Annotated in this window: 24 protein-coding genes; 15 read left to right on the forward strand and 9 right to left on the reverse strand. The window is 69.6% G+C overall.

All coding sequences use genetic code 11. The features are described from left to right. The 5 genes from ACXJKR_RS03925 to ACXJKR_RS03945 all read right to left on the reverse strand — a co-directional run. A partial coding sequence (locus tag ACXJKR_RS03925; RefSeq protein ID WP_457320902.1) for an MFS transporter occupies positions 1-287 on the reverse strand: 287 nt, incomplete at its 3' end. A gap of 69 nt (positions 288-356) precedes the next feature. Then, on the reverse strand, positions 357-1,151 hold the full coding sequence (locus tag ACXJKR_RS03930; protein ID WP_457320903.1) for a carbon-nitrogen hydrolase family protein: 795 nt from the start codon (positions 1,149-1,151) through the stop codon (positions 357-359). Between the two features lie 76 nt (positions 1,152-1,227). Then, positions 1,228-2,307 carry an aminotransferase class V-fold PLP-dependent enzyme gene (locus tag ACXJKR_RS03935; protein ID WP_457320904.1) on the reverse strand — a complete coding sequence of 360 codons (1,080 nt, stop codon included), beginning with the start codon at positions 2,305-2,307 and terminating at the stop codon, positions 1,228-1,230. Further along, positions 2,304-2,744, reverse strand: a complete 441-nt coding sequence (locus ACXJKR_RS03940) for a RidA family protein (RefSeq protein ID WP_457320906.1) — start codon at positions 2,742-2,744, stop codon at positions 2,304-2,306. Before ACXJKR_RS03940 ends, ACXJKR_RS03935 begins: the two co-directional genes overlap by 4 nt. After that, the gene (locus tag ACXJKR_RS03945; RefSeq protein ID WP_457320908.1) at positions 2,741-3,691 is read right to left on the reverse strand and encodes a quinone oxidoreductase family protein; all 951 of its coding nucleotides are present in this window, start codon (positions 3,689-3,691) and stop codon (positions 2,741-2,743) included. The genes ACXJKR_RS03940 and ACXJKR_RS03945 overlap by 4 nt, the downstream gene beginning before the upstream one ends. Between ACXJKR_RS03945 and ACXJKR_RS03950 the strand changes: the two genes are divergently transcribed. The 3 genes from ACXJKR_RS03950 to ACXJKR_RS03960 are packed head-to-tail and all read left to right on the forward strand — an operon-like array spanning position 3,690 to position 6,176. Then, positions 3,690-4,682 (forward strand): LysR family transcriptional regulator, encoded by a 993-nt coding sequence (locus ACXJKR_RS03950; protein ID WP_457320910.1) that lies wholly within the window; start codon positions 3,690-3,692, stop codon positions 4,680-4,682. The two genes, ACXJKR_RS03945 and ACXJKR_RS03950, sit on opposite strands and share 2 nt — an antisense overlap. Positions 4,683-4,692: 10 nt before the next feature. Then, positions 4,693-5,298 (forward strand): alpha-ketoglutarate-dependent dioxygenase AlkB, encoded by a 606-nt coding sequence (locus ACXJKR_RS03955; RefSeq protein WP_457320912.1) that lies wholly within the window; start codon positions 4,693-4,695, stop codon positions 5,296-5,298. A 35-nt stretch (positions 5,299-5,333) separates the two neighbouring features. Further along, complete coding sequence (locus tag ACXJKR_RS03960; protein WP_457320913.1) at positions 5,334-6,176, forward strand: substrate-binding periplasmic protein; 843 nt, start codon at positions 5,334-5,336, stop codon at positions 6,174-6,176. Here ACXJKR_RS03960 and ACXJKR_RS03965 read toward each other — a convergent pair. Further along, a complete protein-coding gene (locus ACXJKR_RS03965; protein ID WP_457320915.1) occupies positions 6,173-10,228 on the reverse strand; it encodes a YhdP family protein in 4,056 nt (1,351 codons plus the stop codon). The genes ACXJKR_RS03960 and ACXJKR_RS03965 overlap by 4 nt on opposite strands. 55 nt (positions 10,229-10,283) lie before the next feature. On the opposite strand from ACXJKR_RS03965, the gene glnE reads away from it, so the two are divergent. The 3 genes from glnE to ACXJKR_RS03980 are packed head-to-tail and all read left to right on the forward strand — an operon-like array spanning position 10,284 to position 14,204. Next, entirely contained in the window at positions 10,284-13,004 is a 2,721-nt protein-coding gene (gene glnE / locus ACXJKR_RS03970) for a bifunctional [glutamate--ammonia ligase]-adenylyl-L-tyrosine phosphorylase/[glutamate--ammonia-ligase] adenylyltransferase (protein WP_457320917.1), read from the forward strand. Beyond that, positions 12,983-13,546: a rhombosortase gene (gene rrtA / locus ACXJKR_RS03975; protein WP_457320919.1), complete on the forward strand. Its 564-nt coding sequence runs from the start codon at positions 12,983-12,985 to the stop codon at positions 13,544-13,546. The genes glnE and rrtA overlap by 22 nt, the downstream gene beginning before the upstream one ends. A gap of 16 nt (positions 13,547-13,562) precedes the next feature. Next, positions 13,563-14,204, forward strand: coding sequence for a hypothetical protein (locus ACXJKR_RS03980; RefSeq protein ID WP_457320921.1), 642 nt, complete (start codon positions 13,563-13,565; stop codon positions 14,202-14,204). Between the two features lie 7 nt (positions 14,205-14,211). Here ACXJKR_RS03980 and ACXJKR_RS03985 read toward each other — a convergent pair whose 3' ends face one another. Next, positions 14,212-15,369, reverse strand: a complete 1,158-nt coding sequence (locus ACXJKR_RS03985) for an NAD(P)/FAD-dependent oxidoreductase (RefSeq protein WP_457320923.1) — start codon at positions 15,367-15,369, stop codon at positions 14,212-14,214. 18 nt (positions 15,370-15,387) lie between these two features. On the opposite strand from ACXJKR_RS03985, the gene ACXJKR_RS03990 reads away from it, so the two are divergent. From ACXJKR_RS03990 to ACXJKR_RS04010, 5 genes are all read left to right on the forward strand, one after another. Then, positions 15,388-16,284: a DMT family transporter gene (locus ACXJKR_RS03990; protein ID WP_457320925.1), complete on the forward strand. Its 897-nt coding sequence runs from the start codon at positions 15,388-15,390 to the stop codon at positions 16,282-16,284. A gap of 94 nt (positions 16,285-16,378) precedes the next feature. Continuing rightward, complete coding sequence (locus ACXJKR_RS03995; protein ID WP_056199851.1) at positions 16,379-17,041, forward strand: glutathione S-transferase; 663 nt, start codon at positions 16,379-16,381, stop codon at positions 17,039-17,041. A 13-nt stretch (positions 17,042-17,054) separates the two neighbouring features. Further along, positions 17,055-18,533 carry a CYTH and CHAD domain-containing protein gene (locus ACXJKR_RS04000; RefSeq protein ID WP_457320927.1) on the forward strand — a complete coding sequence of 493 codons (1,479 nt, stop codon included), beginning with the start codon at positions 17,055-17,057 and terminating at the stop codon, positions 18,531-18,533. A gap of 103 nt (positions 18,534-18,636) precedes the next feature. Next, entirely contained in the window at positions 18,637-18,786 is a 150-nt protein-coding gene (locus ACXJKR_RS04005; protein ID WP_157256336.1) for a hypothetical protein, read from the forward strand. Between the two features lie 14 nt (positions 18,787-18,800). After that, complete coding sequence (locus tag ACXJKR_RS04010) at positions 18,801-19,007, forward strand: hypothetical protein (RefSeq protein ID WP_056199857.1); 207 nt, start codon at positions 18,801-18,803, stop codon at positions 19,005-19,007. Here ACXJKR_RS04010 and sugE read toward each other — a convergent pair. Further along, the gene (gene sugE, locus ACXJKR_RS04015; RefSeq protein WP_056199860.1) at positions 19,004-19,324 is read right to left on the reverse strand and encodes a quaternary ammonium compound efflux SMR transporter SugE; all 321 of its coding nucleotides are present in this window, start codon (positions 19,322-19,324) and stop codon (positions 19,004-19,006) included. The genes ACXJKR_RS04010 and sugE overlap by 4 nt on opposite strands. An 85-nt stretch (positions 19,325-19,409) precedes the next feature. On the opposite strand from sugE, the gene mnmH reads away from it, so the two are divergent. The 4 genes from mnmH to ACXJKR_RS04035 all read left to right on the forward strand — a co-directional run bounded on the left by mnmH (position 19,410) and on the right by ACXJKR_RS04035 (position 23,698). Further along, on the forward strand, positions 19,410-20,456 hold the full coding sequence (gene mnmH / locus ACXJKR_RS04020; RefSeq protein ID WP_457320930.1) for a tRNA 2-selenouridine(34) synthase MnmH: 1,047 nt from the start codon (positions 19,410-19,412) through the stop codon (positions 20,454-20,456). A 9-nt stretch (positions 20,457-20,465) separates the two neighbouring features. After that, positions 20,466-21,536 (forward strand): selenide, water dikinase SelD, encoded by a 1,071-nt coding sequence (selD, locus tag ACXJKR_RS04025; RefSeq protein ID WP_457320932.1) that lies wholly within the window; start codon positions 20,466-20,468, stop codon positions 21,534-21,536. 154 nt (positions 21,537-21,690) lie between these two features. Next, complete coding sequence (locus tag ACXJKR_RS04030; protein ID WP_457320934.1) at positions 21,691-22,554, forward strand: transglutaminase-like domain-containing protein; 864 nt, start codon at positions 21,691-21,693, stop codon at positions 22,552-22,554. Between the two features lie 7 nt (positions 22,555-22,561). Then, positions 22,562-23,698: a sensor histidine kinase gene (locus ACXJKR_RS04035; protein WP_457320935.1), complete on the forward strand. Its 1,137-nt coding sequence runs from the start codon at positions 22,562-22,564 to the stop codon at positions 23,696-23,698. Between the two features lie 517 nt (positions 23,699-24,215). On the opposite strand, the gene ACXJKR_RS04040 is transcribed toward ACXJKR_RS04035, so the two are convergent. Then, positions 24,216-24,631 (reverse strand): hypothetical protein (locus ACXJKR_RS04040; RefSeq protein ID WP_457320937.1); only part of this gene is annotated, 416 nt, incomplete at its 5' end.

A 24,631-nucleotide genomic window follows, 5' to 3' on the forward strand; every position in this document is an offset into this window, starting at 1 on the left:
GCGGTCAAGGCCGCGCCAGCCAGGCAGATGGCCGCCGTCCACAGCGTCATGCGCGCGGCGCCGAAGCGGTCCACCAGCACCCCGCCGACAAGGATGAGCACGATATTGGGCAGGCTGTAGATCGCGTTCAGCAGGCCGATCTGGCTGTCGCTGAAGGCGCGCTGCTGCTGCAGCAGGTCGGCCACCGGGCCGATGGAGTCGTAGACGTAGTAGTTGCCGAACAGCGCCAGCGCCACCAGCGCACCCACCAGCCAGGCCGTGGAGCGGCTGGCCATCTTGTCAGTCATGGGGAATCCTTTGCAGACGCCGCTCGCAGGCCCGGAGCGGCGGAGTGCGCCGATTCTCGACGCGCCTGCTCAGAGCTTGCGGTGGGCCAGGGCCGGCAGCTGCTGGCGCACCTGAGTCAGACGCGCCGGGTCCACGTCGGCGACGACGACGCCCTCGCCTTCGGCCAGCACGCTGAGCACCTGGCCCCAGGGGTCGATGACCATGCTGTGGCCCCAGGTGCGGCGGCCGTTGGCATGCTGGCCGCCCTGGGCGGGCGCGACGACATAGCATTGGTTCTCGACGGCGCGGGCGCGCAGCAGCAGCTCCCAATGCGCCTGGCCGGTCGTGTAGGTGAAGGCGGCCGGCACGGCGAGCAGGTCACAACCGGCATAGGCGCGGTAGAGCTCAGGGAAACGCAGGTCATAGCAGACCGACAGGCCGACCTTGACACCGCCGGCGTCGAAGCTCGTCGGCTGGTTGCCGGGCTCCAGCACACGGCCTTCGTCATAGCTCTCGCGGCCGTTGTCGAAGGCGAAGAGGTGGATCTTGTCGTAGCGCGCCACTTGCTCGCCGTCGGGCGAGAACACCAGCGTCGTGTTGCGCACCCGCTCAGGCGTTGTCGACCTGATCGGCAGCGTGCCGCCGATGAGCCACAGGCCCAGGTCGCGCGCGGCGCTGGCCAGCATGGCCTGGATGGGACCTTCGCCCTCGGTTTCGGCCAGGGCCAGCTTGTCGCTGTCGTGCATGCCCATCAGGCAGAAGTATTCGGGCAGGGCCGCGAGCTGGGCGCCGCGGCGGGCGGCGTCCTCCAGCAGGCGGCGCGCCGCGCCGAGGTTGGCGGCCACGTCGGGGCCGGAGACCATCTGGACTGCTGCGATCTTCATGTCAGCGTCGCCCGGCCGCCCGTAGGCGCTGACGCGCCCCCTCGGGGGGCAGCGAATGAAATGAGCGTGGGGGCATTCATAGCGCTGATGCTAGCCGCTCGATGTCCGCTGGGTTGTTAAGCCAGGAAAATGAAGCACGCACGATGCCGTCCAGGCCACGGGCCTGCATGTCCAGCGGCGTGTAGGGCACGCCGTTGGCGCCGACATGGATGCCCTGCTGAGCCAGCCGTGCGCGGGTCGCCGGGGCTGCCTCGCCTTCGACGGTGAAGCTGACCAGGCCCGAGCGCGTGCCGTTGCCGAGGTCGTGCACGCGGACGTGCGGCAGTTCGCCCAGTCGCTCGCGCAGCAGAACGGCCAGACCCTGCACTCGCTCGCCGATGGCTTCGATGCCGATTTCCAGTGCTTCGGCAATGGCCACCTGCAAGGCCAGTCGCAGCGCCACCGGCTGCTCCGCCGTTTCGAATCGCCCTCCCGAGACGTCCACCCAGGGCGGCTCCAAATGATCCAGGAAACCCTTGCGCACATACAGCAGCGCCGTGCCACGCGGGCCGCGCAGATGCTTGCGGCCGGCGCTCTTCAGCACATCGCAGCCAAGGGCCTGCACATCCACCGGCAACTGCCCCACGGCCTGGCCCGCATCGATGAAATACGGCACGCCGGCCGCGCGCGCCACCTGGCCCAGGGCGGCAGCRTCGTTGATGAGGCCGCCATTGGCGGGCAGCCAGGTCAACGAGATCCAGCGCACGCGCTCGTCAATCAGCGCCGCGCTGGCCTCGACGTCGACGCTGCCGTCTTCACGGCAGGGCAGCACCTCGACGCTGGCACCGCTGCGCTGGTAGGTCGCCAGATTGCCGCCCCATTCCTGGCGACCGACCAGGATGCGGTCGCCGTGGCGCACCGGCGTCTTGTGCGTGAAGGCCGACCAGGCCGCGCCAAAGGCGGCCGAACCGCTGCTGAGAAAGGCAACCTCGTCCGTGCCAGCGTTCAACAGCCGTGCGGCGTCCTCGCGCAGGCGCTGCAGTTGGGGCGCGACCGCGTCCCCGGCCTCCATCGGCCCGAGGCGAGATTCCAGCGCCAGATGTGCCTGCAGGGCCGCGAGTGCCGCCGCCGACATCGGCGAGGCGCCCGCATGGTTGAGCAGCAGGTGTTCGATCACGACACCAGCTCCACCAGCGCCTCGACCTCCACCGCCGCACCCGCCGGCAGGCTGGCCACACCGATGGCCGCGCGCGCATGCCGGCCCCGCTCCCCCAGAGCTGCCACGACGAGGTCAGAGGCACCGTCGGCCACGGTGCTGTGTTCGGTGAAGCCCGGCGACGAAGCGATGAACACGCCCAGGCGCAGCACCTGGCGCACGCGGCCCAGGTCGCCACCGACAGCCGCGTCCAGCACGGCCAGCAGCTTCAGCGCGGCGACCTCGGCCTCGGCGTGGCCGGCTGACGCGTCCAGCGCGCCGCGACCGGGCGTACCGATCTGGCCGGCAATGACGAGCAGGCCTTTGCCTTCGCGGTGGTGCAGATAGTTCGCAGCAGGTTCGCCGAGGTCGGGCAGGGTGTGGCCGAGGCTGGCCAGGCGGTCTTGCAAGGTGGTCATGGCTTGAGCAGCAATTTGCCCTGCGTCGCACGCGACGCGAGCAGTTCATGGGCGCTGGCCGCGTCGGCCAACGGGAATTCGGCGTGTATGCGCAGCTGCACGGCACCACTCAGCAACGCATCGAACACCGTCTCCGCCCGTGCGCGGCGCTTGGCCGCATCGGGCAGGAAGTGGGGCAGCACGGGCCGCGTCAGCGTCAGGCTCTTCTTCTGCAGCGCCAGCACGTCGACCGGCTCGGGCTGGCCGCTGGCCGCGCCGAAAAGCACGAGATGGCCGCCCATGCGCAGCACATCCAGGCTGCCGGCGAAGGTCGAGCGGCCGACCGAATCAAAGACGACGGCGACGCCGCGGGCGGCGGACACCCAGTCGCTGTCCGCCAGCAGCGGCGCGGCACCCAGGCCGCGCAGCCAGTCGGCCTTGGCAGCGTTGGACACCGTGCCGAAGACCGGATGGCCGCGTGCAATCAGCCACTGCACCAGCCAGCCGCCCACACCGCCGGCCGCGGCATGCACGAGGACGGGCTCGCGCGCCGGCAGCCGCGCGACGTCGTCGAGCAGCATCGCCGCCGTCAGGCCATGCTCCAGCGCCGCAGCGGCGTCACGCAACGACAGCGCATCGGGCACGCGCACCAGATGCTCCAGCGGCACGGCGAGATGGCTGGCATAGGCACCTTGCACGCCGGTCGTGAAGGCGACGCGATCACCGAGCTGGAACTCGGCGCCTGGCGTGACGTCGACGATCTCGCCCGCCCCCTCCAGGCCGAGGCGCCAGGGCAGGCTGATGTTGGGATAGCGGCCTTCGCGCTGGTAGAGGTCGACGAAGTTGATGCCGGCGTAGTCGATGCGCACGACCGCCTGGTCGGGCATGGCCTCCGGCATCGGCAGCTGCTGCAATTCCAGCACCTCGGAGCCACCGAACCGGTGGACAAGAATGGCTTGTGCGGGCATGGCTTTGATCTCCAGCGTTAACGTCGCGCCACTGTCGGCCCCACCCGCCCGCCACACCAGCGAGGCTTTGGCACACCGGCTGTGCCGATTTCTCAACACCATGCGCGAACGCCTGCCACCCCTCTTTTCCCTGCAAGCCTTCGAGGCCGCCGCCCGCCTGGGCAATTTCAGCCGCGCCGCCGCCGAGCTGCATCTGACGCCCGGCGCCATCAGCCGCCAGGTGCGCCAGCTGGAAGACTGGTGCGGCCAGACCCTGTTCGAGCGCGTGGGCAACCAGATGCGGCTGACGGCCGAGGGCCGCGAGCTGCTGGCGCGCCTGGGCGGGCCGCTCGCGGCCCTGCACGAGGCGGTCTACCCCGAGCCAGAAGAGGCACGCACGACGCTGCAGATCGCCACGCTCGGCTCGCTGGCGCGTGCCTGGCTGCTGCCGCGGTTGCACGGCTTCATCGCGGCCGCGCCGACGGTGCGCCTCATCGTGCAGACCGACTACGCGCTGGTGCGCCCGGCGCCACGTGTGGCCCTGGTGGCACTGCGCCATGGCCGGCCGGCTGATGGCGGCGAGGTTCTGTTTGAGGACCGGTTGCTGGCCGTGGCCGCACCGGCATTGGCCCAGCAGTTGGGCTCTGATGCCGCGCGCTGGCCGGCCGCCCGCCTGCTCAGCCACGTGACCGGCGACGCGCCGCTGTGGCAGGCCGCGGCCGGTGCCACCGCTCAAGCCGAAGGGCCGGCCTTCAACGATGCCGGCGTCACGCTGGACGCGGCCGAGGCCGGCCTGGGTGTGGCGGTCACGCGCCTGTCGCTGGCGCTGCCGCGGCTGCGCGTGGGCACGCTGGTGCAGGCGCACGCGCTGCTGCTGCCGTCGCCGCGCGCCAACCTGCTCGTTGTGCGCGAGGACGCCGCCGCCCTGCCCGTCGTGAAGCGCTTCGCGGCCTGGTTGCGCCAGGAGGCTGCACAAACGGCCGCCGACTTGAAAGCCTACGCACCGGCCTGAACTGACCCCGATGAGCCAGGCCGGACTGTTCGACGATCTTGCGCCGTCGCCGGGCGCACTGCCCGCCGGCTTGCGCTACGACGCAGGCTTTCTGTCCGCCAGCGAAGAAGCGACCCTCATCGCCATCGTGCAGGCGCTGCCGCTGCAGGAAGCGAAGTACAAGAGCTATACCGCACGCCGCCGCGTCGTCAGTTTCGGCGGCCAGTTCGATTACGACAGCAACGAACTGCGGCCGTCGTCACCCCTCATCGCCGAGCTGCACCCGCTGCGCGAGCGGGTCGCCCGCTGGGCTGGTGTCGACGCACAAGCCCTCGTGCATGTCCTCGTGGCCGAGTACGCGCCCGGTACACCGCTGGGCTGGCATCGCGACGTGCCGGATTTCGAGGACGTCTTCGGCGTGTCGCTGGGCAGTGAGGCGCTGCTGCGTTTCAGGCCCTATCCGCCACACAACCCGAAGCGCGAGGACATCATCAAGCTGAACGTCGAACCGCGCTCCGTCTACGCACTGCAGGGCGCGGCGCGCTGGGGCCGGCAGCACAGCGTGGCGCCGGTGGACGCCCTGCGCTGGTCGATCACGTTCAGGACTGCGCGGCAGAAGTCACGCCCGCCGGCATGACGCCCCAGGGGCTGCGGCATGAGAATCGAGCGGACATGCAGCTTCCCTCCCGCCTGCGGCGCCAACTGCTGGCGCTTCCCCTCGCCGCCGCGCTACCCGCCGCGCTGTCGCCAGCCCATGGTGCCGGCCCACCGCTGACGCTGCGACTGCCCGACCCCAATGCCTACAGCGCTCACGGCGACTTCTTCATCGAGGCGTTGAAGCTGGCCCTGAGCAAGACGGGCGACGGCGAGCCGGCGCCCGTCCTGGTTCACGCGGCACCTGACCTGCCACGGCCGCGCATGCGCCAGATGCTGCAGGACGGCCTGCTGGACCTGATGTGGAGCACGACGACACCCGAGCGCGAGGCGCAGGCGCTGCCGGTGCGCTTCAACCTGCTCAAGGGCATCAACGAGCTGCGCTTCCTGCTCGTCCGGGCCGCCGACCTCTCCACCCTGCGATCGGTGCGCGCGCTGGAGGCGCTGCGCCGCTTTCGCGCCGGCGCGGGCACCTACTGGAGCGACGCGCAGATCCTGCGGGCCAATGGCTTCATCGTCGAGACGGCGACCAAATCCGAGCTGCTGTTCCGCATGCTCAAGGCCGGCCGCTTCGACTTCATCCCGCGCACCCGCGAAGAAATCGACGCCGAGCTGCTGCAATTCACCGACCAGGGCTTCGCCGAGCTGCCAGGCGTGGCGCTGCAATACAAGCAGCCGCTGTACTTCTTCGTGGCGCGCGACAAGCCGCAGCTGGCCGAGCGGCTGATGCGCGGGTTGAGCCTGGCGGCGGCCGACGGCAGCTTCGACACCCTCTTCATGGCCGAACCCGGGCTGAAGACCGCGCTGATGCAGCTGCGCGGCTACACGGGGCTGCGGCTGCAGCTGAAGGCGCTGGATTAGGGCGCGCTCGCCGCCTTGGCCGGCAGCGCCTCCACCTTCTCCACCTTGGGGTCATCCCAGGTCCCGGTGATGTGGAACTCGCGCGTGTTGGCCGCGGCCACCGGGCGGCTCAGGATGAGCTGGGCCAAAAAGGCGCCGAGCGCGATGGCCGGGTTGATGGCCGCATAGGCGAGCGACGCACCGCCGGCCGACACCTCAGGCACGACGACGACGCGCAGCTTCTGCGTCTCGGCCGCCAGGTCGGTGCTGCCGTCCACCAGCACGGCCGCCTGCAGGCCGCGGATGCGGATGTTGTCGCTGCGGGCCACGCCGGCGGTGATCTTGACGTCGCCGGTCACGCCGTCGAATGTGAAGCCCTCGGCAAAGACGTCGCGGAAGTCCAGCAGGAAGCGGCGCGGCAATGATTGCAGGCTCAGCACGCCAAGCAGCCGCCCGACACCGGGCTCGGCCTTCAGGAAAGTGCCCGTGTCGAGCTGGATGTTCAAGGCGCCCGCCATGCTGGCGTAGTGCGGGGCCAGCGGTGAGCCGTCCCAGCCGACCTGGCCGGCCAGCACGCCCTTGCCGCCGCGCAGCACGGGGGCGTCCTTCTGGCCCTGGCCGAGGCGCTCCAGCAGCTTGCCGGCGTCGGCGATGTCGAGCTTCCAGTCGAGCTGGGTGCGGCGCCGGGCGTTGCCGTCGCCACCCCAGTGGCCGGTGGCCATCAGCGTCGCCTCGGGAGAGTGGATCTGCAGCTTCTCCAGCTTCCAGTCACGCGCGGCGGCCGGCGCGTGGGCCAGCACCTCCAGCCGGCCCAGACGCTTGCCGCGCAGCTCGAAGTCGTCGACCGCGATGTCCAGCGACGGCAGCGGGCCGCTTCCCGCGTCGGTCTTGCCCGGATCGATGAGCTCGCTGACCGACTCGGCTTCCTGGCGCGGCAGCGACAGCCGGGTCAGCCGTGCCTGCACGGCGTCGATCTGCCCGCCCTTGACGCCCTTCAGGTCGATGCGGCCGGAGAGCTGCTCGGCGTCGATGTTGACGCGCCAATTGGCGCCCTCGCGCGCCACCACCGCGGACGCGCGGCCAAGCTGGCGGCCACCGACCTTCAGCGCCTGGCTGCGCAGCGAGATCTGGCTGGGCAGCAGGCCCGCGTCGTCAGCACCCTCGCCGCCGCTGCCACCGCTGCCACCACCCGCCAACCCGCCCAGGCGCTGCTGCCAGGCGTCCAGGTCCAGGGCCGCGACATTGACCTGCAGCAGCACGCCGGTGGCCGGCAAGGCCGGCAACTTGTCTTGCACGGCCAGGGCGCCACGCAGCACCTGGGAGCTGGGGCCGGAGATATCGCGCTGCAGCTGGGCCTGCAACAGCGGCGCTGCGGGGGTGCCGACTTCGAGGCGCAGCTCGTCGCGGCCGGCGGCGGTAGGCGTCATCAACAGGCGCAGCGGCAGCACCGCATCGGCCTCCTTGTGGCCGGGCGCGGGCAGGTCCAGGGCCAGGCCCTGCAGATTGCTGGTGACGCTGAGTTCGCTCTGGCCGTCCCGGGGAATAGCGAGCTGGAAGCGGTAGGCGGCTTGGCCGCTGGCCGCCTGCGCCAGGCGGGTGACAGCGCCCAGCTCCGTGGCGCGGCGCAGGCCCTCGGCCGTGGCCTGGCCCTGCACGGCGAAGCGCATGCCGCCGTCGCGCTGGGTACCGCCCTCGATGCCGGCGTCGCCGCCGAGCAGGCGGGCCGTCATGCCGGTCAGCTGCAGGCCCTTGCGGTCGAAGTCGACCCGGCCACGTGCGCCGCTGAGCGCCGGCAGCTCGGGGCGCAGCTTGAGGTCGACGCCACCGAGCTGGAGCTGGCCTTTGACCGCCGTCTGGTGGGTGTCGTCCAGCGGGATGGTGATGCCAAGCTTGAGCCCGACCGGGCCCTGGGCTGTCGTGGTGCTCAGCGCATGGCCCAGCCACTCGTCCAGCGGCGAAGCGCGCACGAAGCGCAGCAGGTCGGCGCCGGCGCCGCGGCCGTTGCCGTCCAGCTGCAGCACGCGGGCATGGTGCAGGTCCTTGATACCACCGTTGACACCACTGAGTTCATAGCCCAGCACCTTGGCATGGCCGTCCTTGATCTCCATGCCGGCGCGCTCGAAGATCAGCTCGGCATCCACGCCCTCCATGGCCGGCCAGTTGCCGCCGTTGTCGCTCGGCGGCACATAGGCCAGCGTGACGTTCTGGGCCTGGGTAGCCACACGGAAGATGCCGAGGGATCTGGGGGCCGCGAAAGGGAAGTCGCTCAGCTCGCCCTTGAGCCGCACGCTGACGTTGCGCGCCTCGCCGCCGAGGATGGCACGCGACACATAGCTGCGCGTGGCTGGCAGGCGCTGCGGGATGTAGCGGGCCACGCGCGTGGCCTCCACGCGCTGCACGCGGCCGCTGAGGTCCAGGAAGCCCGGCGTGGTGGCACCGGCCGCGCGCCGCCAGGTGACATCGAACTCGCCGCTCAGATCGGGCGTCTGCAGTTGCAGCTCGTGCAGCTTCAGCTCGACCTCGCCGGGCGTCTTGCCCTTGGCTTGGCTGTCGGGCTGGGGCAGCTTCCAGGTCAGCTGTGTGGACAGCCGCGTGATCGGCAGGTGCGGGTCCTCGAACAGGCCCGGCAGCTCGACCTCGCCCTGGTGCACGGCCAGCTTGGCAGTGCCGCCACGCTCATTGGCGTCGAGTTCCAGGCTGGCGCCGTGCAGCCCGGGGCGGCCGAGGTGGTCCTCCTGCGCGCCGGCCTTGGCGGCCACGGCCAGGCCGTCGATCTGCGCCTTGACACGGTAGCTGCGCGGCGCGTCCAGTGCGCCCTGCCATTGGCCGCTGAGGGCCGTCAGCACGCCGCGCGGCTCCAGCTCGTCGAGCAGCTGGTGCGCGCGCTCGCCAAGAGGCAGGCGCTGAGCAATCTGGGCCATCAGCGCAAAGTCCAGGCGCTGGGCGTTGACCTCGCCACCCAGCACCTCGTCGGCCTTGCCGAGCTGCAGGGTGACACCCCAGTCCGAACGCGGCCAGACGACGCCGTCACCGCTGACAAAGCCAAGCTGCCGGGCCTGCACGCTCAAGGCGCCTTTGGCGCGGGCCAGGTCCAGTCGGCCCTGGATGTGGTCCAGGTCCAGCTCGGGGGCTGATTCGAGCAACCTCAGGCGTACCGAGCGCAATGCCAGGTCCAGCGTCGCCGCCACCGGCTGGCCGTCCTTGATCTGGCCCCAGGCGCGCACGGCACCGTCGCCCTCGCTGAGCTGGAAAGGCAGGTCGACATGGCGCTTCAACTGGCTCAGGTCGGCGCGCGGCAGCTCGGCATAGAGCTGGCCGCTCCAATGCTGGAATTCGCCGGGGCGCTTGAGCAGGCTCTGGGTGAACTGGCCACGCAGCGTGAAGCGCCGGCCCCAGTCGGCGGGCGGCGTGGCGTCCAGGCGCAGGTCGTGGCGGCGCAGGCCGTTGCGCATGACGAAGTTCAGCGCCGACAGCTCCAGCGGCCGGGTGTCGGCGCGCTTCTCGTCCACCCAGCGCACCCGGCCGTTGACGATGGCCAGCTCGGGCTGGCTGAACAGCCAGTCCATGCCGGCTTCGGTGGTGCCGGCGTCGGTCTTTTCGGCCTCGTCCAGGCCCAGCCCGGCGATGAAGATGCGGCCTTGGGCGTCGCGGCGGATGATGAGTTCGGGCGCGTCGACGAGCAGCTGCGAGAAACGCGGCTCCAGCGCGAGCAGGGACTGGGCCGACAGCACAGCCGCGACGCGCGGCAGGCGCAGGGCCGGGCGGCCGGCGGCGTCGAGCACCTGCACATCGCCCAATTCCATGCGCGGCAGCCAGCCACTGGATTCGACGCTGATGCGGCCGATGCGCAGCTCTACCCCCAAAGCCTTTGAGGCTTCCTTTTCCAGCCAGGGGCGCCAGTCATTGGCGTGCGGGAGAATGGCCCAGTGCAATACAGCCCAGGCCATCACCCCCAAAGCCCACAGCAGGGCCAGAACCAGCAGCGCCCAGCGCAGGCTGTGCCAGCACAGGCGCAAGGGCCAGCGCGAGGCGCGGGTGCAGCGGTGGAGGGCGGCCGAGAGGAAGTCAGACACGTTGTCTTGGGGCACGTGGAGAAGAACCGGCCGGCAGGCAATCTAGCACAGGGTCATGAGCGCACTGTTTCCCGTTCTTGCTGAGCACAGCCGCTATGTGCAGCGGGTTCGCCGCCGYTATGCGGCCGAGCTGGCGCTGCTGCAACCGGGCCTGCCCGACCGGGCCGTCATTGCCGCACTGATCGAGACATTGGCCGCGGATCGGTCGTTGGGAAGCGCCTTGCGCGTCGCTCGCCACCTGGTGCTGGAGCGCCTGGCGGTGCTGGACATCGAACAGGGCGCCACCGTGGAGGATGTCACGCTGGCCATGACGCACCTGGCCGAGGTGACGCTGGACAAGGCGCTGGCCGACGCGCGCACCGAGCTGGATGCCATCCACGGCGAGCCGCGCACCGCGGAGGGCGGCGACATCGCCTTCTGGGTGCTGGGCATGGGCAAGCTCGGCGCCCGCGAGCTGAATGTCTCGTCCGACATCGACCTGATCTACGTTTACGAAGACGACGGCCAGACGCAAGGTTCACGGCCTGTCAGTGCCCACGAATACTTCTCCAGCGTGGCCAAACGGCTCTACACGCTGATCGGCGACGTGACCGACGACGGCCAGGTCTTTCGCGTCGACCTGGCGCTGCGCCCCAACGGCAAGAGCGGCCCGCCGGTCGTCAGCCTGGGCATGCTGGAGGAGTATTTCCTCGTGCAGGGCCGCGAGTGGGAGCGCTTTGCCTGGCTGAAGAGCCGCGTTGTCGCGCCGCTGTCGGGCATGGGCGCGCCGGGCGACGCCCGCACCCTGCAGTTGCGCAACCTCGTCACGCCCTTTGTCTACCGCCGCTACCTGGACTACGGCGTCTTCGAAGGCCTGCGCCAGCTGCACGGCAAGATCCGCAGCGAGGCCAAGGCCCGCGCGGCCGGCCGGCCCGAGCGCGCCAACGACGTCAAGCTGTCGCGCGGCGGCATCCGCGAGATCGAGTTCATCGTGCAGCTGCTGCAGGTGGTGCGCGGCGGCCAGTTCCCGGAGATCCGCACCCGCTCCACCGTCAAGGCGCTGGCCCAGCTGGCGGCCGGCGGGCTGATGAAGGCCGAGACGGCGCACAAACTCAGCGAGGCCTATGTCTTCCTGCGCCGCGTCGAGCACCGCATTCAGTTCCTGGACGACCAGCAGACCCATTGCCTGCCGCAGGGCGATGCCGACCTGGCGTGGATTGCCGCGTCGCTCGGATTGAAATGTTCGCGCGAGGCCTGCGAGCTGTTTGAAATGCTCGGCGAGGTGCGCGAGCTGGTCGCGACCGAGTTCGACGCGCTGCTGCACGAAGGCGGCAAGCCCAAGGGCGGCTGCAAGGGCGGCCAGTGCGGCGGGCCCAAGCCCGCCGTCGATGGCGAGGACTTCCTGGCCGGCCTGCCGCCGGAGCTGGCCACGGCCGTGCGCGCCCTGGCCGACACGCCACGCGTGCAGGGCCTGCGCGAGGAATCGCGCCAGCGCCTGGCCAAGCTCTTCCACCGCGCAGCGCAAGCCGTGGCGGCCGACGAATGCTCGCTGGACGCGGCGCTGCGCTTTGTCGACTGGGTCGGCCCGCTGCTGCGCCGCGAGAGTTACCTGGCCCTGCTCGTCGAGCGCCCGGCCGTGCAGCAACGCYTGCTGCGCCTGCTGGRCCTGGCGCGCTGGCCCATGCGCTACCTGATGCAGCACCCCGGCGTCATCGACGAACTCGCCGACCCGCTGCTGCTGACCGCCCGCTTCGACCGCGAGGCCTTCATCACCGACCTGCTGGAGCGCGAGCAGGGCTGGGAGCGCAGCGGCGAGGCCGACGAAGAGGCCCTGCTGGACACGCTGCGCCGCGCCCACCATGCGGAAGTCTTTCGCACGCTGGTGCGCGACGTCGAGGGCCGCATCACGGTCGAGCAGGTGGCCGACGACCTCAGCCTGCTTGCCGACGCGGTGCTGCAGATCGCCATTACCTGGGCCTGGGCGCGTTTTGGCAAGGCGCATCGCCCGCAGCCGCGCCTGGCCGTCATCGCCTACGGCAAGCTGGGTGGCAAGGAGCTGGGCTATGGCGGCGACCTGGACGTCGTCTTCGTCTTCGACGACGAGGACGAGAACGCAGCCGAGATCTACGGTGCCTTCGTGCGCCGCCTCATCACCTGGCTGACGCTGCGCACCGCTGCCGGCGAGTTGTTCGACATCGACACCGCCCTGCGGCCCAATGGCAATTCGGGGCTGCTGGTCACGTCGCTGGCGCACTTCGAGGCCTACCAGACCGGCCGGGGCAGCAACACGGCGTGGACCTGGGAACACCAGGCCATCACGCGGGCGCGCTTTTGTGCCGGCAATGCCGAGCTGGCCGAGCGCTGCGAGAGCGTGCGCCGCCAGGTGCTGACGGCGCCGCGCGACGCGCAGGCGCTGAAGACCGAGGTGCAGGCCATGCGCGAGAAGGTGCGCGCGGCGCGGCCCGTGAAAGACGGTCTCTTCGACGTCAAGCACAGCGAGGGCGGCATGATGGACGCCGAGTTCGCCGTGCAGTTCCTGGTGCTGGCGCATTCGGCGACGCACCCGCAGTTGCAGGACGACCTTGGCAACATCGCGCTGCTGCGCATTGCGGAGTCAGCCGGTCTGCTGCCGGCCGGCGTGGGTGTCGCGGCGGCCAACGCCTACCGCGAGCTGCGCCGCGTGCAGCACAAGGCGAGGCTGGATGAGCAGTCCACGGCGCTGGACGCCGAAGCCGCCGCCCCGCTGGCCGCGCACCGGGACGCCGTGCGCGCGCTATGGCAAGCCGTGTTTGGCTGATGCTGTGCGCGGCGCTGGCCGCGCTGTCCCTGCTGGCCTGGCCGCTGCCGCGCGAGGCGCTGGACTGGCAGCCAGCCCTGGCCGGCGCACATCCCTGGCGCGCTGTCACAGCCGCCTTTGTTCACTGGACGCCTATTCACCTGGGCGCCAATCTCGCCGGCTGTGCCGCCCTGGCCCTGCTCGGCTGGCGTGCCACGATGGGATCGAGCGAAGCCCTGGCCGCCCTGATCGCCCTGCCGCTGACCCAACTCGGCCTGCTGCTGCGCCCCGAGTTGCTGCACTACGGCGGGCTGTCAGGCGAGCTGCATGCGCTGGTAGCCATCGCGGCGATGGCTTTGCTCACGCGCGGGGGTCGCGAACGCTGGGTTGGCGCCGGCATTGCGCTCGGTCTCGTCAGCAAACTCTTCCTTGAACACCCGCTCGGCCCCGTGCTGCGCGACACGCCGGGATTCGACTTTCCCGTGGCGCCGTTTGCTCACCTGACGGGCGCTGTCGCCGGCGCGCTGGCCTGGCGGCTGACAATGCGCCGATCTGACAAATAAAACCTGAGGACGCCCCATGGGACGTGAAGCCAGTTGTACCGCCCGCGTCGGCGCCGAGACCGAAGAGGTCACCGCCCTGCTCGAATCCACCACCGTCGTGCTGCGCGGCGCCATCAAGCGCAAATGGGATATTGCCGCGCTGCAGAACCTGCGCGTCGAAGGCGAGGAGCTGCGCTTCGAAGCCGGCGAAAACGGGGAAGAGGCCGTGGCCCTGGTGCTGGGCGAGAAGGAGGCCGGCAAGTGGTTGAAGAAGCTGCAGACGCCGCCGCCCACGCTGGCCGCCAAGCTCGGTGTCAGCGCCGACAACCCCGCCCTGCTGATCGGGCCCACGGTCGGCACGCTGGACCCGGCCCTGGCCGAGGCCCTGGCCGGCGGCATCACGACCAATCTGCGCGAGGCGCGCATGCTGGTGGCCGTGCTGAGCAACCCGTCCGAACTGCCGCGCATGGCGGAGTTCCATGCCGACATGATCTGCAAGACGGTCTGGGTCGTGCACCCCAAGGGCCCGGAAGCCAGCCCGTCGGACACCGAGGTGCGCCTGGCCATGCGCAACTGGGGCTATGTGGACAACAAGACCAGCGCGGTGTCGGACAAGCTGACGGCGACGCGCTATGTGCTGACCCAGCCGCCCGCCAAGAAGCGCGTGCGCAACAGATAGACCGGCGCTAGATGACGTTGGCCTCGATCAGAGGCCGTCCGTCCAGCAGCCGCTGCGGCGTCAATGCATCGATCAAAGGCGCATCCAGGCCCGCGATCAGCCGGGCCATCGAATGGCCTACCGCCGGCGACTGCTGCATGCCGTGGCCCGAGAAGCCGCAGGCCGTGAAGGCATTCGCATAACCCGGCAATCGGCCGGCCAGGCCGTTGTGGTCGAAGGCGTTCATCTCGTAGTAGCCGGCCCAGGCCGAGCGCACGCGCAGCGCCTCGAGCGCCGGCACGCGGGCGGCCAGCGTCGGCCACAACAGTTCATCGAAGAGGCCATGGTCGATGTCGTGCAGCGGCGCTTCGTCGGCGTCGTCCCCGCGCGGCGGGCCACCGGCCAGGATCAATGAACCCTCCGTGCGGAACCAGAAGCCGCTGGGGTCGATGACCAAGGGGCAGCCGGGCAAGGTGGCCGGCGTTTCCAGCACGAAGACATCGCGCTTCTTGGCGCTGACCGGCAGCGTGAAGCCGAGGGCCGCGCCCAGCGGCGCACTCCAGGCGCCGGCCGTGATGACAAAGGCTTCGCCACCCACACGCGAGCCGTCTGAGCAGCGCACCGCGGTGACGTGGTCGCCAGTGGCGTCGAAGCCCACCGCCTCCGCTTCGACAAAGCGCACACCGCAGGCCTTGGCCTTGCGCCGGAAGGCACGATGCAGAGCCGGTCCGTCGAACCAGCCCTCGCCGCTCAGGCCCAGCGATCCGAGCACGATGTCGTCGACGGCCAGCCAGGGGAAGCGCGCAACAAGCTCGGCCGGGCTCAGCAGCGCGACATCCACGTTCTGGGCGCGCTGCAGCGCATGCACCTCGCGCAGCGTCGCGGCACCTGCCTCGGTCGCGAGATAGAGATAGCCCGGCTCGACCAGGCCGATGGCGGGCCTGTCGTCCGCCGTCGCCAGCTCGTCCGCCGCGCGGCGCAGGAAGTCGATGCTCCATCTGGACAGGGCCATGTTGACGGGCTGCGAGAACTGCTGGCGAATGGAACTCAGCGACAGCGAGCTGGAAGCTTGCGCATAGGAGGCATCGCGCTCGACGACGGTCACCGCCGCGCCATGGTCGCGGGCCAGGAAGCAGGCCGTGGCGGCGCCCATGATTCCCCCGCCAATGATGGTCACCTTGAACATGCTGGCAGCATAGGGGCCATGAGCTCTCCGATCAGCCGCCAGACCCATCTCGATCCCCGCGCCGTTTCATTGCTGCTGTTGTGCTGCTTCCTGTGGGGCATCAACCAGGTGGCCGCCAAGGCCGCACTGACCGAGATCTCGCCGCTCTGGCAGGCGGGGCTGCGCTCGGCTGTGGCGGGCCTGCTGGTGTGGCTGTGGTCGATGTCGCGCGGCATCCGCCTGTTCGAGCGTGACGGCAGCTTGGGCGGCGGCCTGCTGGCCGGCCTGCTGTTTGCGGCCGAGTTCGGCTGCATCTTTGTCGGCTTGCAATACACCAGCGCCTCGCGCATGGTGGTCTTCATCTATCTGGCGCCCTTCGTCGTCGCCCTGGGCATGCCGTGGATCGCGCGCGGTGAGGCGCTGTCGGCGCGGCAGTGGCTGGGTCTGGTGCTGGCCTTCGGCGCCATGGCTTTCGCGTTCGCGGAAGGCTTCTCGGCGCCGGGCACGCCGATGCAATGGTGGGGCGACGCCCTCGGCGTGGCGGCCGCCGTGCTGTGGGGCGGCACGACGCTGGCCATCCGTGCCACCAAGCTGAGTTCGGCGCCGGCCGAGAAGACCCTGCTCTACCAGCTCGGTGTTTCGGCCCTGGCGCTGTGCGCCGCGGCTCTGGTCGCCGGCGAACCCCTGCCCCTGCACTGGTCACCGCGCCTGTTGGGTCTGTTCGGCTTCCAGGCCATCATCGTCACCTTTGCCAGCTATCTGGTCTGGTTCTGGCTGATCCGCCATTACGCGGCCACCAAGCTGTCCGTCTTCACCTTGAGCACGCCGCTGTTCGGCCTGCTGGCGGGCGCGTTGCTGCTGGGCGAGGGCATCAGCGCCCGCCTCGTCGCGGCCCTGGCGGCGTTGGCGGTGGGCATCGTGCTGGTGAATCGATAGGGAAATGCTGAGCAAGCCCTTCCCGCTGTCGCCACCGCGCTAGAGCCGCAGCGCCGCTCTGCATAGACTGCGGCATTCACCAGGAGACCTCCCCATGATCACCCTCTGCGGCATCCCGCTCTCGAACTACTACAACAAGGTCAAGCTGGCCCTGCTGGAAAAGGACATCCCCTTCAGCGAGGAATACATCAAGACGCATTCCCATGCCGAGGACGTGCTGAGCTGCTCGCCGCTGGGCAAGGTGCCTTTCATCAAGACGCCGCATGGCCCGCTGTGCGAAAGCCAGGCCATCGTGGAATACCTGGAGGCGGCCTATCCCGAGACGCCCCGGCTGATCCCCGCCCATCCCTACGAGGCGGCCAAGGTGCGCGAGCTCATCACCTACGTCGAGCTGCACCTGGAGCTGGTCGCGCGCGAGCTGTATGCCGAGGCCTTCTTCGGCGGCGAGGTCAGCGACGGCACCAAGAAGCGCGTGGCCCGCGTGCTGCCCGAGAACATCGCCGCCTTCAAGCGCCTGGCCAGGTTCGGCCCCTATCTGGCCGGTGACAGCTTCACGCTGGCCGACTGCGCCGGCTGGGTCAGCCTGCCATTAGTGGGCATGGCGACCAAGATCATCTATGGCGAAGACCTGCTGCAGGCCGGCGGTGTGGACTGGAAGCCCTATGCCAAGCTGATCGGCGAGCGCCCGCATGCCATCAAGGTGGCGGCCGACCGCAAGGCCGACCAGGACCGCTCACTGGCGGCCAATCGAGCCTGAACACGCCCCTGCCTTGACCGCCGCGCACATCGAGGTCGAACTGAAGTTCCTCGTGCCGGCGTCGTCCCGCGCGGCGCTGGCGGCCGAGCTTGGCGCACGCGGCGCGGCGCGGCGCGTCTCGCTGATCGACGCCTATTTCGACACGCCCGACCGGCACCTCGCTCGCGCCGGGCTGGCTTGGCGCATGCGCCGTGAAGGCCGGCGCTGGGTGCAAGGGCTGAAGGCCGCGCGCGGTGGTGCGCTGGAGCGCTTCGAGCACGAGGTCGTCCGCCCCGATGCCAGCCCGGACCCGCAGGCGCATGCCGGCACGCCGACCGGCCAACAGCTGATCGAGCTGCTGGAAAAGGCCAAGGCCGATGGCCAGGAGGCGGGCCAGCGCTTCCAGCTCCAGCAGCGGCGCCTGATACGCCGCGTGCACACGCGCGGCGCCGTTGTCGACATCGCGCTGGACGAGGGCCGGCTGACGGCCGGCGCCGCAGTGCAGAAGTTTCGCGAGATCGAGTTCGAACTGGTGTCGGGCTCGCCGGTGGCAATGCTGGGCCTGGTCGAGCGCTGGCGGCGGCGCTTCGGCCTCGTCTACGACCCGCGCAACAAGGCCGAGCGCGGCCATCACCTCGTGGCCGGTTCGCCCCATCCACCGCTGCGCAAGGCCAAATCACCTCGCTATGACAAGGCATCCAGCGCGCTGGATGCCTTCGGCGCCGTGTTCGATGAATGCCTGGCCCACCTCAACCGCAATGCCATCGGCCTGGCCGACGGCGATCCCGAGCTGCGCGCCGAGCATGTGCACCAGGCCCGCGTCGGCATCCGCCGCCTGCGCAGCGCGCTGCGGGCCTTCCGTGGCTGGGTGGCCGAGCCACCGGCCGGGCTGGTGGATGGCTTGCGCCGGCTGTTCGCCGAACTCGGCAAGGCGCGCGACAGCGATGTGCTCGCCAGCGGTGTCGTCGCCGAACTCAAGCAGGCCGGTGCGCCGCCACTGGCCCTGCCCGCCGGCAGCGCCGCGCCTGACCTCGCCGCGTTGATCCGCAGCGACGAGACGCAGCACCAGCTGCTGGCCTGGATCTCGTGGCGCGCCGGCCTTCAGCCCCTCGCCGAGCCGCAGGATGCGCTGCAGCGCCTGGCGCGCAAGCGGCTGCGCCGCTGGCACAAGAGGCTGGTGGACGGCTGCCGCCGCTTCGAGGAGCTCGAGCCCACGGCCCTGCATACGCTGCGCAAGCACGCCAAGCGCCAGCGCTATGCGCTCGAGTTCTTCGCTCCGCTGCTGCCGCACAAACGCGCCGCCCGTCATCTGCAGGCCCTGGCCGCGGCCCAGCAGGCACTGGGTGAGATCAACGACCTCGTTGTCGCGCGCGATCGCTACCAGGCCCTGGTGACTGCCGACCCTGCCGCCTGGTTCGCCGTCGGCTGGCTGACCGCACGCCTCGCCGAGGCCCGCGAGCGGGCGCGCGACGAGCTGGGCCATCTGGCCGCCGTCGAGCCGCTGCCGCGCTGATGCCGCGGCCGCGGGAGCGCTCGGTCAGCACGCTCTCGCGCCGTCCTACACACAAAAGCCGCAACGCGGCGAAAACTGGGCCTTCGCCACCAAGGAGCCGACCGTGATTCGCAAGCTCGGCAGCGGCCAGTACCGCCTTTACTCTCGCAAGCCCGATCCACAGACCGGCAAGCGCAGGAACCTGGGCACGTTTGACACACGCGAACAGGCCGAAAAACACGAGCGCGAGGTGCAGTACTTCAAGCGGCATTGACTGGAGGAGAAACCATGGAACCCTTGCAAACTGACGCCGGAAACACCGGCTGGGTCACAGGCTGGATGGTGCTGCGGGTGAAGCAGGAGCTTCCCGGCGATTTCGTCAGCATCCATGCGCACGCCGCCGAGGCGCAAGCCGCGGCCCACCAGCGCGGCCCCGGCCATCAGGTCTTTCACGGCAGGTATCACGCGGCGGGCGGCGAGTTCTTCGTTGACTAGCCCGGCGACGACAGCTTGAGCCCGGCGATGCCGGCCACGATCAGTGCGATGCTGAACAGCCGCGCCGGGTTGGCCGGCTCGCCGAGCAGGAAGATGCCCAGGATCACGGTGCCGACCGCACCGACGCCCACCCAGACGCCATAGGCCGTGCCCACTGGCAGCGACTTCATCGCGATGCCCAGCAACCAGAGGCTGGCCACCATGCAGGCCGCCGTTGCCACGCTGGGCCAGGGCTTGGTGAAGCCGTCGGTGTATTTCAGGCCGATGGCCCAGCCGACCTCGAACAGGCCGGCGATGACGAGAATGATCCAGGCCATCCGTTTTCCTCTGGAGAGATGCGCCGCGGATTCTGGCCGCGCTTGAATCCCCGGGGCCACGTGGGGTTGCCTTAACCTAGCAGCAATGAGTCACAAGCCCACCACCGTCAATGACCTGGGCGAGTTCACCGTCCTCATCGACGTGCGCTCGCCGGCCGAATACGCCCTCGACCATATTCCCGGCGCCATCAACTGCCCCGTGCTGGACGACGAGGAGCGCCGCATCGTCGGCACCACCTATGTCCAGGTCTCGGCCTTCGAGGCGCGCAAGATCGGCGGGGCCATGGTGGCGCGCAACATCGCAAGCCACCTGGACCAGTTGTTCAGGGACAAGCCCAGGGAGTGGCGGCCGCTGGTCTATTGCTGGCGCGGCGGCATGCGCAGCGGCAGCTTCGTCAACTGGCTGAGGCTGGTGGGCTGGGATGCGCAGCAGCTCAAGGGCGGCTACAAGGCCTGGCGCGCCCATGTCATCGAGCAGATTGCGCTGCTGGCGCCGCGGCTCGATCTGCGCGTGCTGTGCGGCCCCACAGGCAGCGCCAAGACGCGGGTGCTGCAGGCGCTCGCCACTCAAGGAGAGCAAGTCCTCGACCTCGAAGATCTGGCGGCCCACCGGGGTTCGGTGCTGGGCGCCATGCCCGGCCGGCCGCAGCCGTCGCAGAAGGGTTTCGAGACGCAGTTGATGCAGGCCCTGGTCGGCCTGGACCTGAGCCGGCGCGTCTGGGTCGAAGCGGAGAGCCGGCGCATCGGCCGCATCACGGTGCCGGAGCCGCTGCTGCAGCGCMTGCGCGAGAGCTCCGTCGTCGAGATTGACGCCTCTGCCCAGGCGCGGCTCGACTACCTGCTGCGCGACTACGCCTGGCTGGGCGACGACCCGCAGGGCCTGGCCGACAAGCTGGGCACGCTGCGCGAACTGCTGCCCAAGGAAGTGCTGGCCGAGTGGCAGGCCTGGGCGCTGGAAGGTGCGCTGCCACCGCTCTTCGAAGCCCTGATGGCCCGGCACTACGACCCTCTGTATGCCCGTTCGCAGGGCCGTCATCTGGCGGGCCTGCCCGACGCCCAGCGCCTGCAATGCGAGGATCTGTCGGATGCCGGCATCCAGGCCCTGGCCAGCCGCATCGCCTCATTGCCCTAGATTCCAACCATGACCCAAACGCCCGCCACGCCACCCGTGCCCCGCCTGACCTCCCTGTCCCACGGTGGCGGCTGCGGCTGCAAGATCGCCCCGGGCGTGCTGAGCGAGATCCTGAAGAGCACGCGCCACTTTCCGGCGCCGCCGGAACTGCTGGTGGGCATAGAGACCGCCGACGACGCGGCGGTCTACCAGCTGACCGACGAGATCGCGCTGATCGCCACCACCGACTTCTTCATGCCCATCGTCGACGACCCCTTCGACTTCGGCCGGATCGCGGCGACCAATGCCATCAGCGACGTCTACGCCATGGGTGGCAAACCCATCATGGCGCTGGCCCTGGTGGGCATGCCCATCAACGTGCTGCCGGTCGACGTGATCGGCAAGATCCTGGCGGGCGGTGAATCGGTCTGCGCTGCCGCCGGCATCCCGATCGCGGGCGGTCACACCATCGATTCGGTCGAGCCGATCTACGGGCTGGTCGCACTGGGCGTGGTGCACCCCCAGCGCGTCAAGCGCAATGCGGACGCACGCCCCGGCGACCGGCTCGTGCTGGGCAAGCCGCTGGGCGTGGGCATCCTGTCGGCGGCACTCAAGAAGGAAACTCTCTCGCCCGAGGGCTACGCGCAGATGATCGCCACCACGACGCAGCTCAACACGCCCGGGCCGGACCTGGCGGCGCTGGAGGGCGTGCACGCGATGACCGATGTGACGGGTTTTGGCCTGGCCGGCCATGCGCTGGAACTGGCGCGCGGTGCCCAGGCCAGTGTCGAGCTCGACTGGGCGCGGGTGCCCTTGCTGGCGCAGGTGCGCGAACTCGCCGAGCGCGGCATGGTCACCGGCGCCTCGGGGCGCAACTGGGCCGGCTACGGCTCGGACGTGCAGCTGCCGCAGGGCTTCCCGGCCATCGATCAGGCGCTGTTGAGCGACCCCCAGACCAGCGGCGGCCTGCTGGTGTCTTGCGACGCCAGCGCGGTTGACGCCGTGCTGGACGTGTTTCGCCGCCATGGGTTCGGTGCGGCGGCGGAGATCGGCAGGGTCGTGGCAAACGGGCCGCAAGGCAGCCGCTTGCGCTTGAACTGAGCTGCCCCACGGCGGGTCCAACCGCCTATCCCCTCCCGGCAACAGAGGTATGCCCGGCCGGGGGGGTGTAAGGTCGGGCTACTTTGGAGCCTCTCATGACGTCCCGTTCTGGATCCGCATTGCTGGCAGCAGGTCGCACTCCTGCGTGCCAAACATGATCCGCCTCGAGATCGCGCTTGAACTCGATTACGTCATTGCCGACCCGGGCTGTGATTTCATCTTCAACATCCACGCGGCCAGCACCCCCCGCCAGCTGGTGGTGGCGGAATCCCTGACGCTGAGCCAGCCCTTGCTGGCCCGCGTCGAGACGGAGCCGGTCACCCGCAACCGCTACCTGCGCCTGCAGGCCCAGGCCGGGCCGCTGAAGGTGGCCTACCGCGCCACGGTCGACCTGATGCACCACTTCGCCCCGCCGGGCGACGTGGGCGAGGTGCCCGTCGCGCGGGTGCCCGCCGAGGTGCTGGGCTATATCTACCCGAGCCGCTACTGCCAGTCCGACCGGCTGCACCGCATGGCCATGCGCGAGTTCGGCCAGCGCTGGCAGGGCTACGGCCGCGTGCAGGCCATCCGCGACTGGGTGCTGGAGCGCACGACCTTCACGTCCAACACCTCGGACTCCAACACCTCCGCCATCGACACCCTGCTCGATCAAGTGGGCGTGTGCCGCGACTTTGCCCACTTGATGATCGCGCTGTGCCGCGCCATCAACATCCCGGCGCGCTTCGCCACGGGCATCGACTATGGTGCCGACCCCGCGCTCGGGCCGACCGACTTCCACGCCTACGTGGAGGCCTACGTCGGCGACCGCTGGTACATCTTCGACCCTTCAGGCACCGCGATCCCGATGGGCTTCGTGCGCTTTGGCACCGGGCGCGATGCCGCCGACGTCGCCTTCGCCACCATCTTCGGCACGGTCAACTCCAGCGCCCCGGTCATCAACATCCAGGCCGTGGCCGGTGCCGACGGTCGCCTGCAGCTGCCCTACCACTGCACCGACGCCATCTCGACGGACGGATAACGTGGCCGTGAAGATTCTCTCGGTTCTAGCCCGGCATCCCATCCTGGTTCCCCTGGCCTGCGCCGCAGCGTTGACCGTGGTGCTGGTGGGCGAGAGTTCCTACTGGCAGTCTGAAGACGTGCTGGGTGAACTCAGCGCCCTGCGCGCCGGCACCGCCAGGCTGGAGGAACTGCGCGCCGCCCCCACCGATCAGCAGACCGACATCCACCGCACGCTGCTGCTCAACCGCCTGGGCGTGGCGCTGCTGAGCGTGGCCAGCCTCGCTGCGTTGTTCCTGTACCTGCGCCAGGGGCTCGCGCTGGAAGACCAGCGCGAGCGCGAAAAGCAGGAACGCCAGCGCCTGGTGCAGATCGAGCGTGAGCGGCTGGAGGTCGAGGTGGCGCGCCGCACCGCGCAGCTCGTCAAGCTGGCGCATCACATCGAAACGGCGCGCGAGCAGGAGCGGGCCCGGCTGGCGCGCGACCTGCACGACGAGATGGGCTCGCTGCTGACGTCCGCCAAGCTTGATGCCGCGCGCATCAAGACCCGCGTCGCGAGCCTCGCACCCGAGGCGCTGGAGCCGCTGACGCGGCTGATCGAGAAGCTCAACAGCGGCATCGCGCTGAAGCAGGACATCATCGAGAACCTGCGCCCGTCCACCCTCGACACCCTGGGCCTGGCCGTCACGCTGGACATCCTGGCCGGCGATTTCGCGAAGCGCTCCGGCGTGCTGGTGCATTGCGAGCTGGCGCCCGTGCGGCTCGCCGAGGCCGCCGAACTCGTCGTCTATCGCGTCGTTCAGGAAGCCATCACCAACGTCAGCAAATATGCGCGCGCGCGCCAGCTGTGGCTGAACCTGGGCATCATCCAGGGGCAGGCCGAACTGACGGTGCGGGACGACGGCATCGGCTTCGATGCCAACGCAGCAACGAACTCGAGCTACGGCCTGCTGGGCATGAGATTCAGGGTCGAAGCCGAGCACGGCAGCTTGTCGGTGACCTCGGCGCCGAATCAGGGCACGCTGATCCGGGTCAGGCTGCCAGCGTCGACCGAAGCCCCCGTTCCCTCCGAATACCTCATCGCCGGCGCCACATCTGCGCCGGGCAATCCCAGAAGCCGAGCGAACGGTGYAGACCACGACTTTCCGGTGTCGCGGCAAGGTTGAAATCCCGCCCGCCGTATGCGTCCGCCGAACATACCTTGACGGGCACGTCAGGCCGGTGGTGTTAGCGGCGGTCAAGATCCGCTGTTATTCGGCGGTCAGGCCGCGGTTTTGCAGCTGAACCAGTAGCTGGAACGAACAGCGGCAAGCGCCCTGCGGATCCCGATGTTGAGGTGACGACGGCGTCAGAACGGCTCGTCTGGGTCCAGTGATGGCGGCGACGTCTCGGCGACGAGCTGGTCCCGCCAAGCCTGCTGGATCCGCGGATCCCTACCTGGCCCACAGCTGCTCGCGCAGGGCCTGCGTGCACTCCCGGACTGCCAACGCCTGCTCGGGCGTCCAGTGCTTGGGGAGCGCTGACGACGACGTCACTGCCGCTGCCTGGTGCGTATGCAACGCGATCCCCGACACCTTCTGGTGCGCGCGCGTGCGTTGGGCATGAGGCATCTCCAAGGATGCCTCAACCCACGCAGGTTCTGTGCCTATGAATTAACTGGACAGGACACTAGCCGCTCTTACTTCATTTGGCGAAGCTGTTCGTGATGGCGAACTCAGCCTTGGACCAGGGCGTCGGGATCGCGATGATGCCGTGCCCCACCGCGTCAAAGCCCGTGTAGTAGCAGCGCAGGCCTTCGTCGGACGACCGGCACGGGTTATCGGAACCTGTATAGGGGCTGATGTTGCTCAACCCCCAGGCAGTGGACAGTGAGCTTGCCTCGCTTTGCAGCAGTTCGGAAGGGAAGTAGCTGTAGGCGAGGAAGATCTTGCCCCAGCTGTCCACCGAGGCTTTGTGATACCAGACACCGTAGTACTTGCGGGCCGGATCGAGCAGGAAGGTCTGCGCAGCCCACGTGCCGCTTTGCTGCTTGATATGGACGAGTCTTGCTCTGTAGGCGCTGCCGGACCAGCGCGCAAACACGTTGGGCTGGTTGTAGG

This window comes from Roseateles sp. P5_E11 (assembly GCF_054049355.1).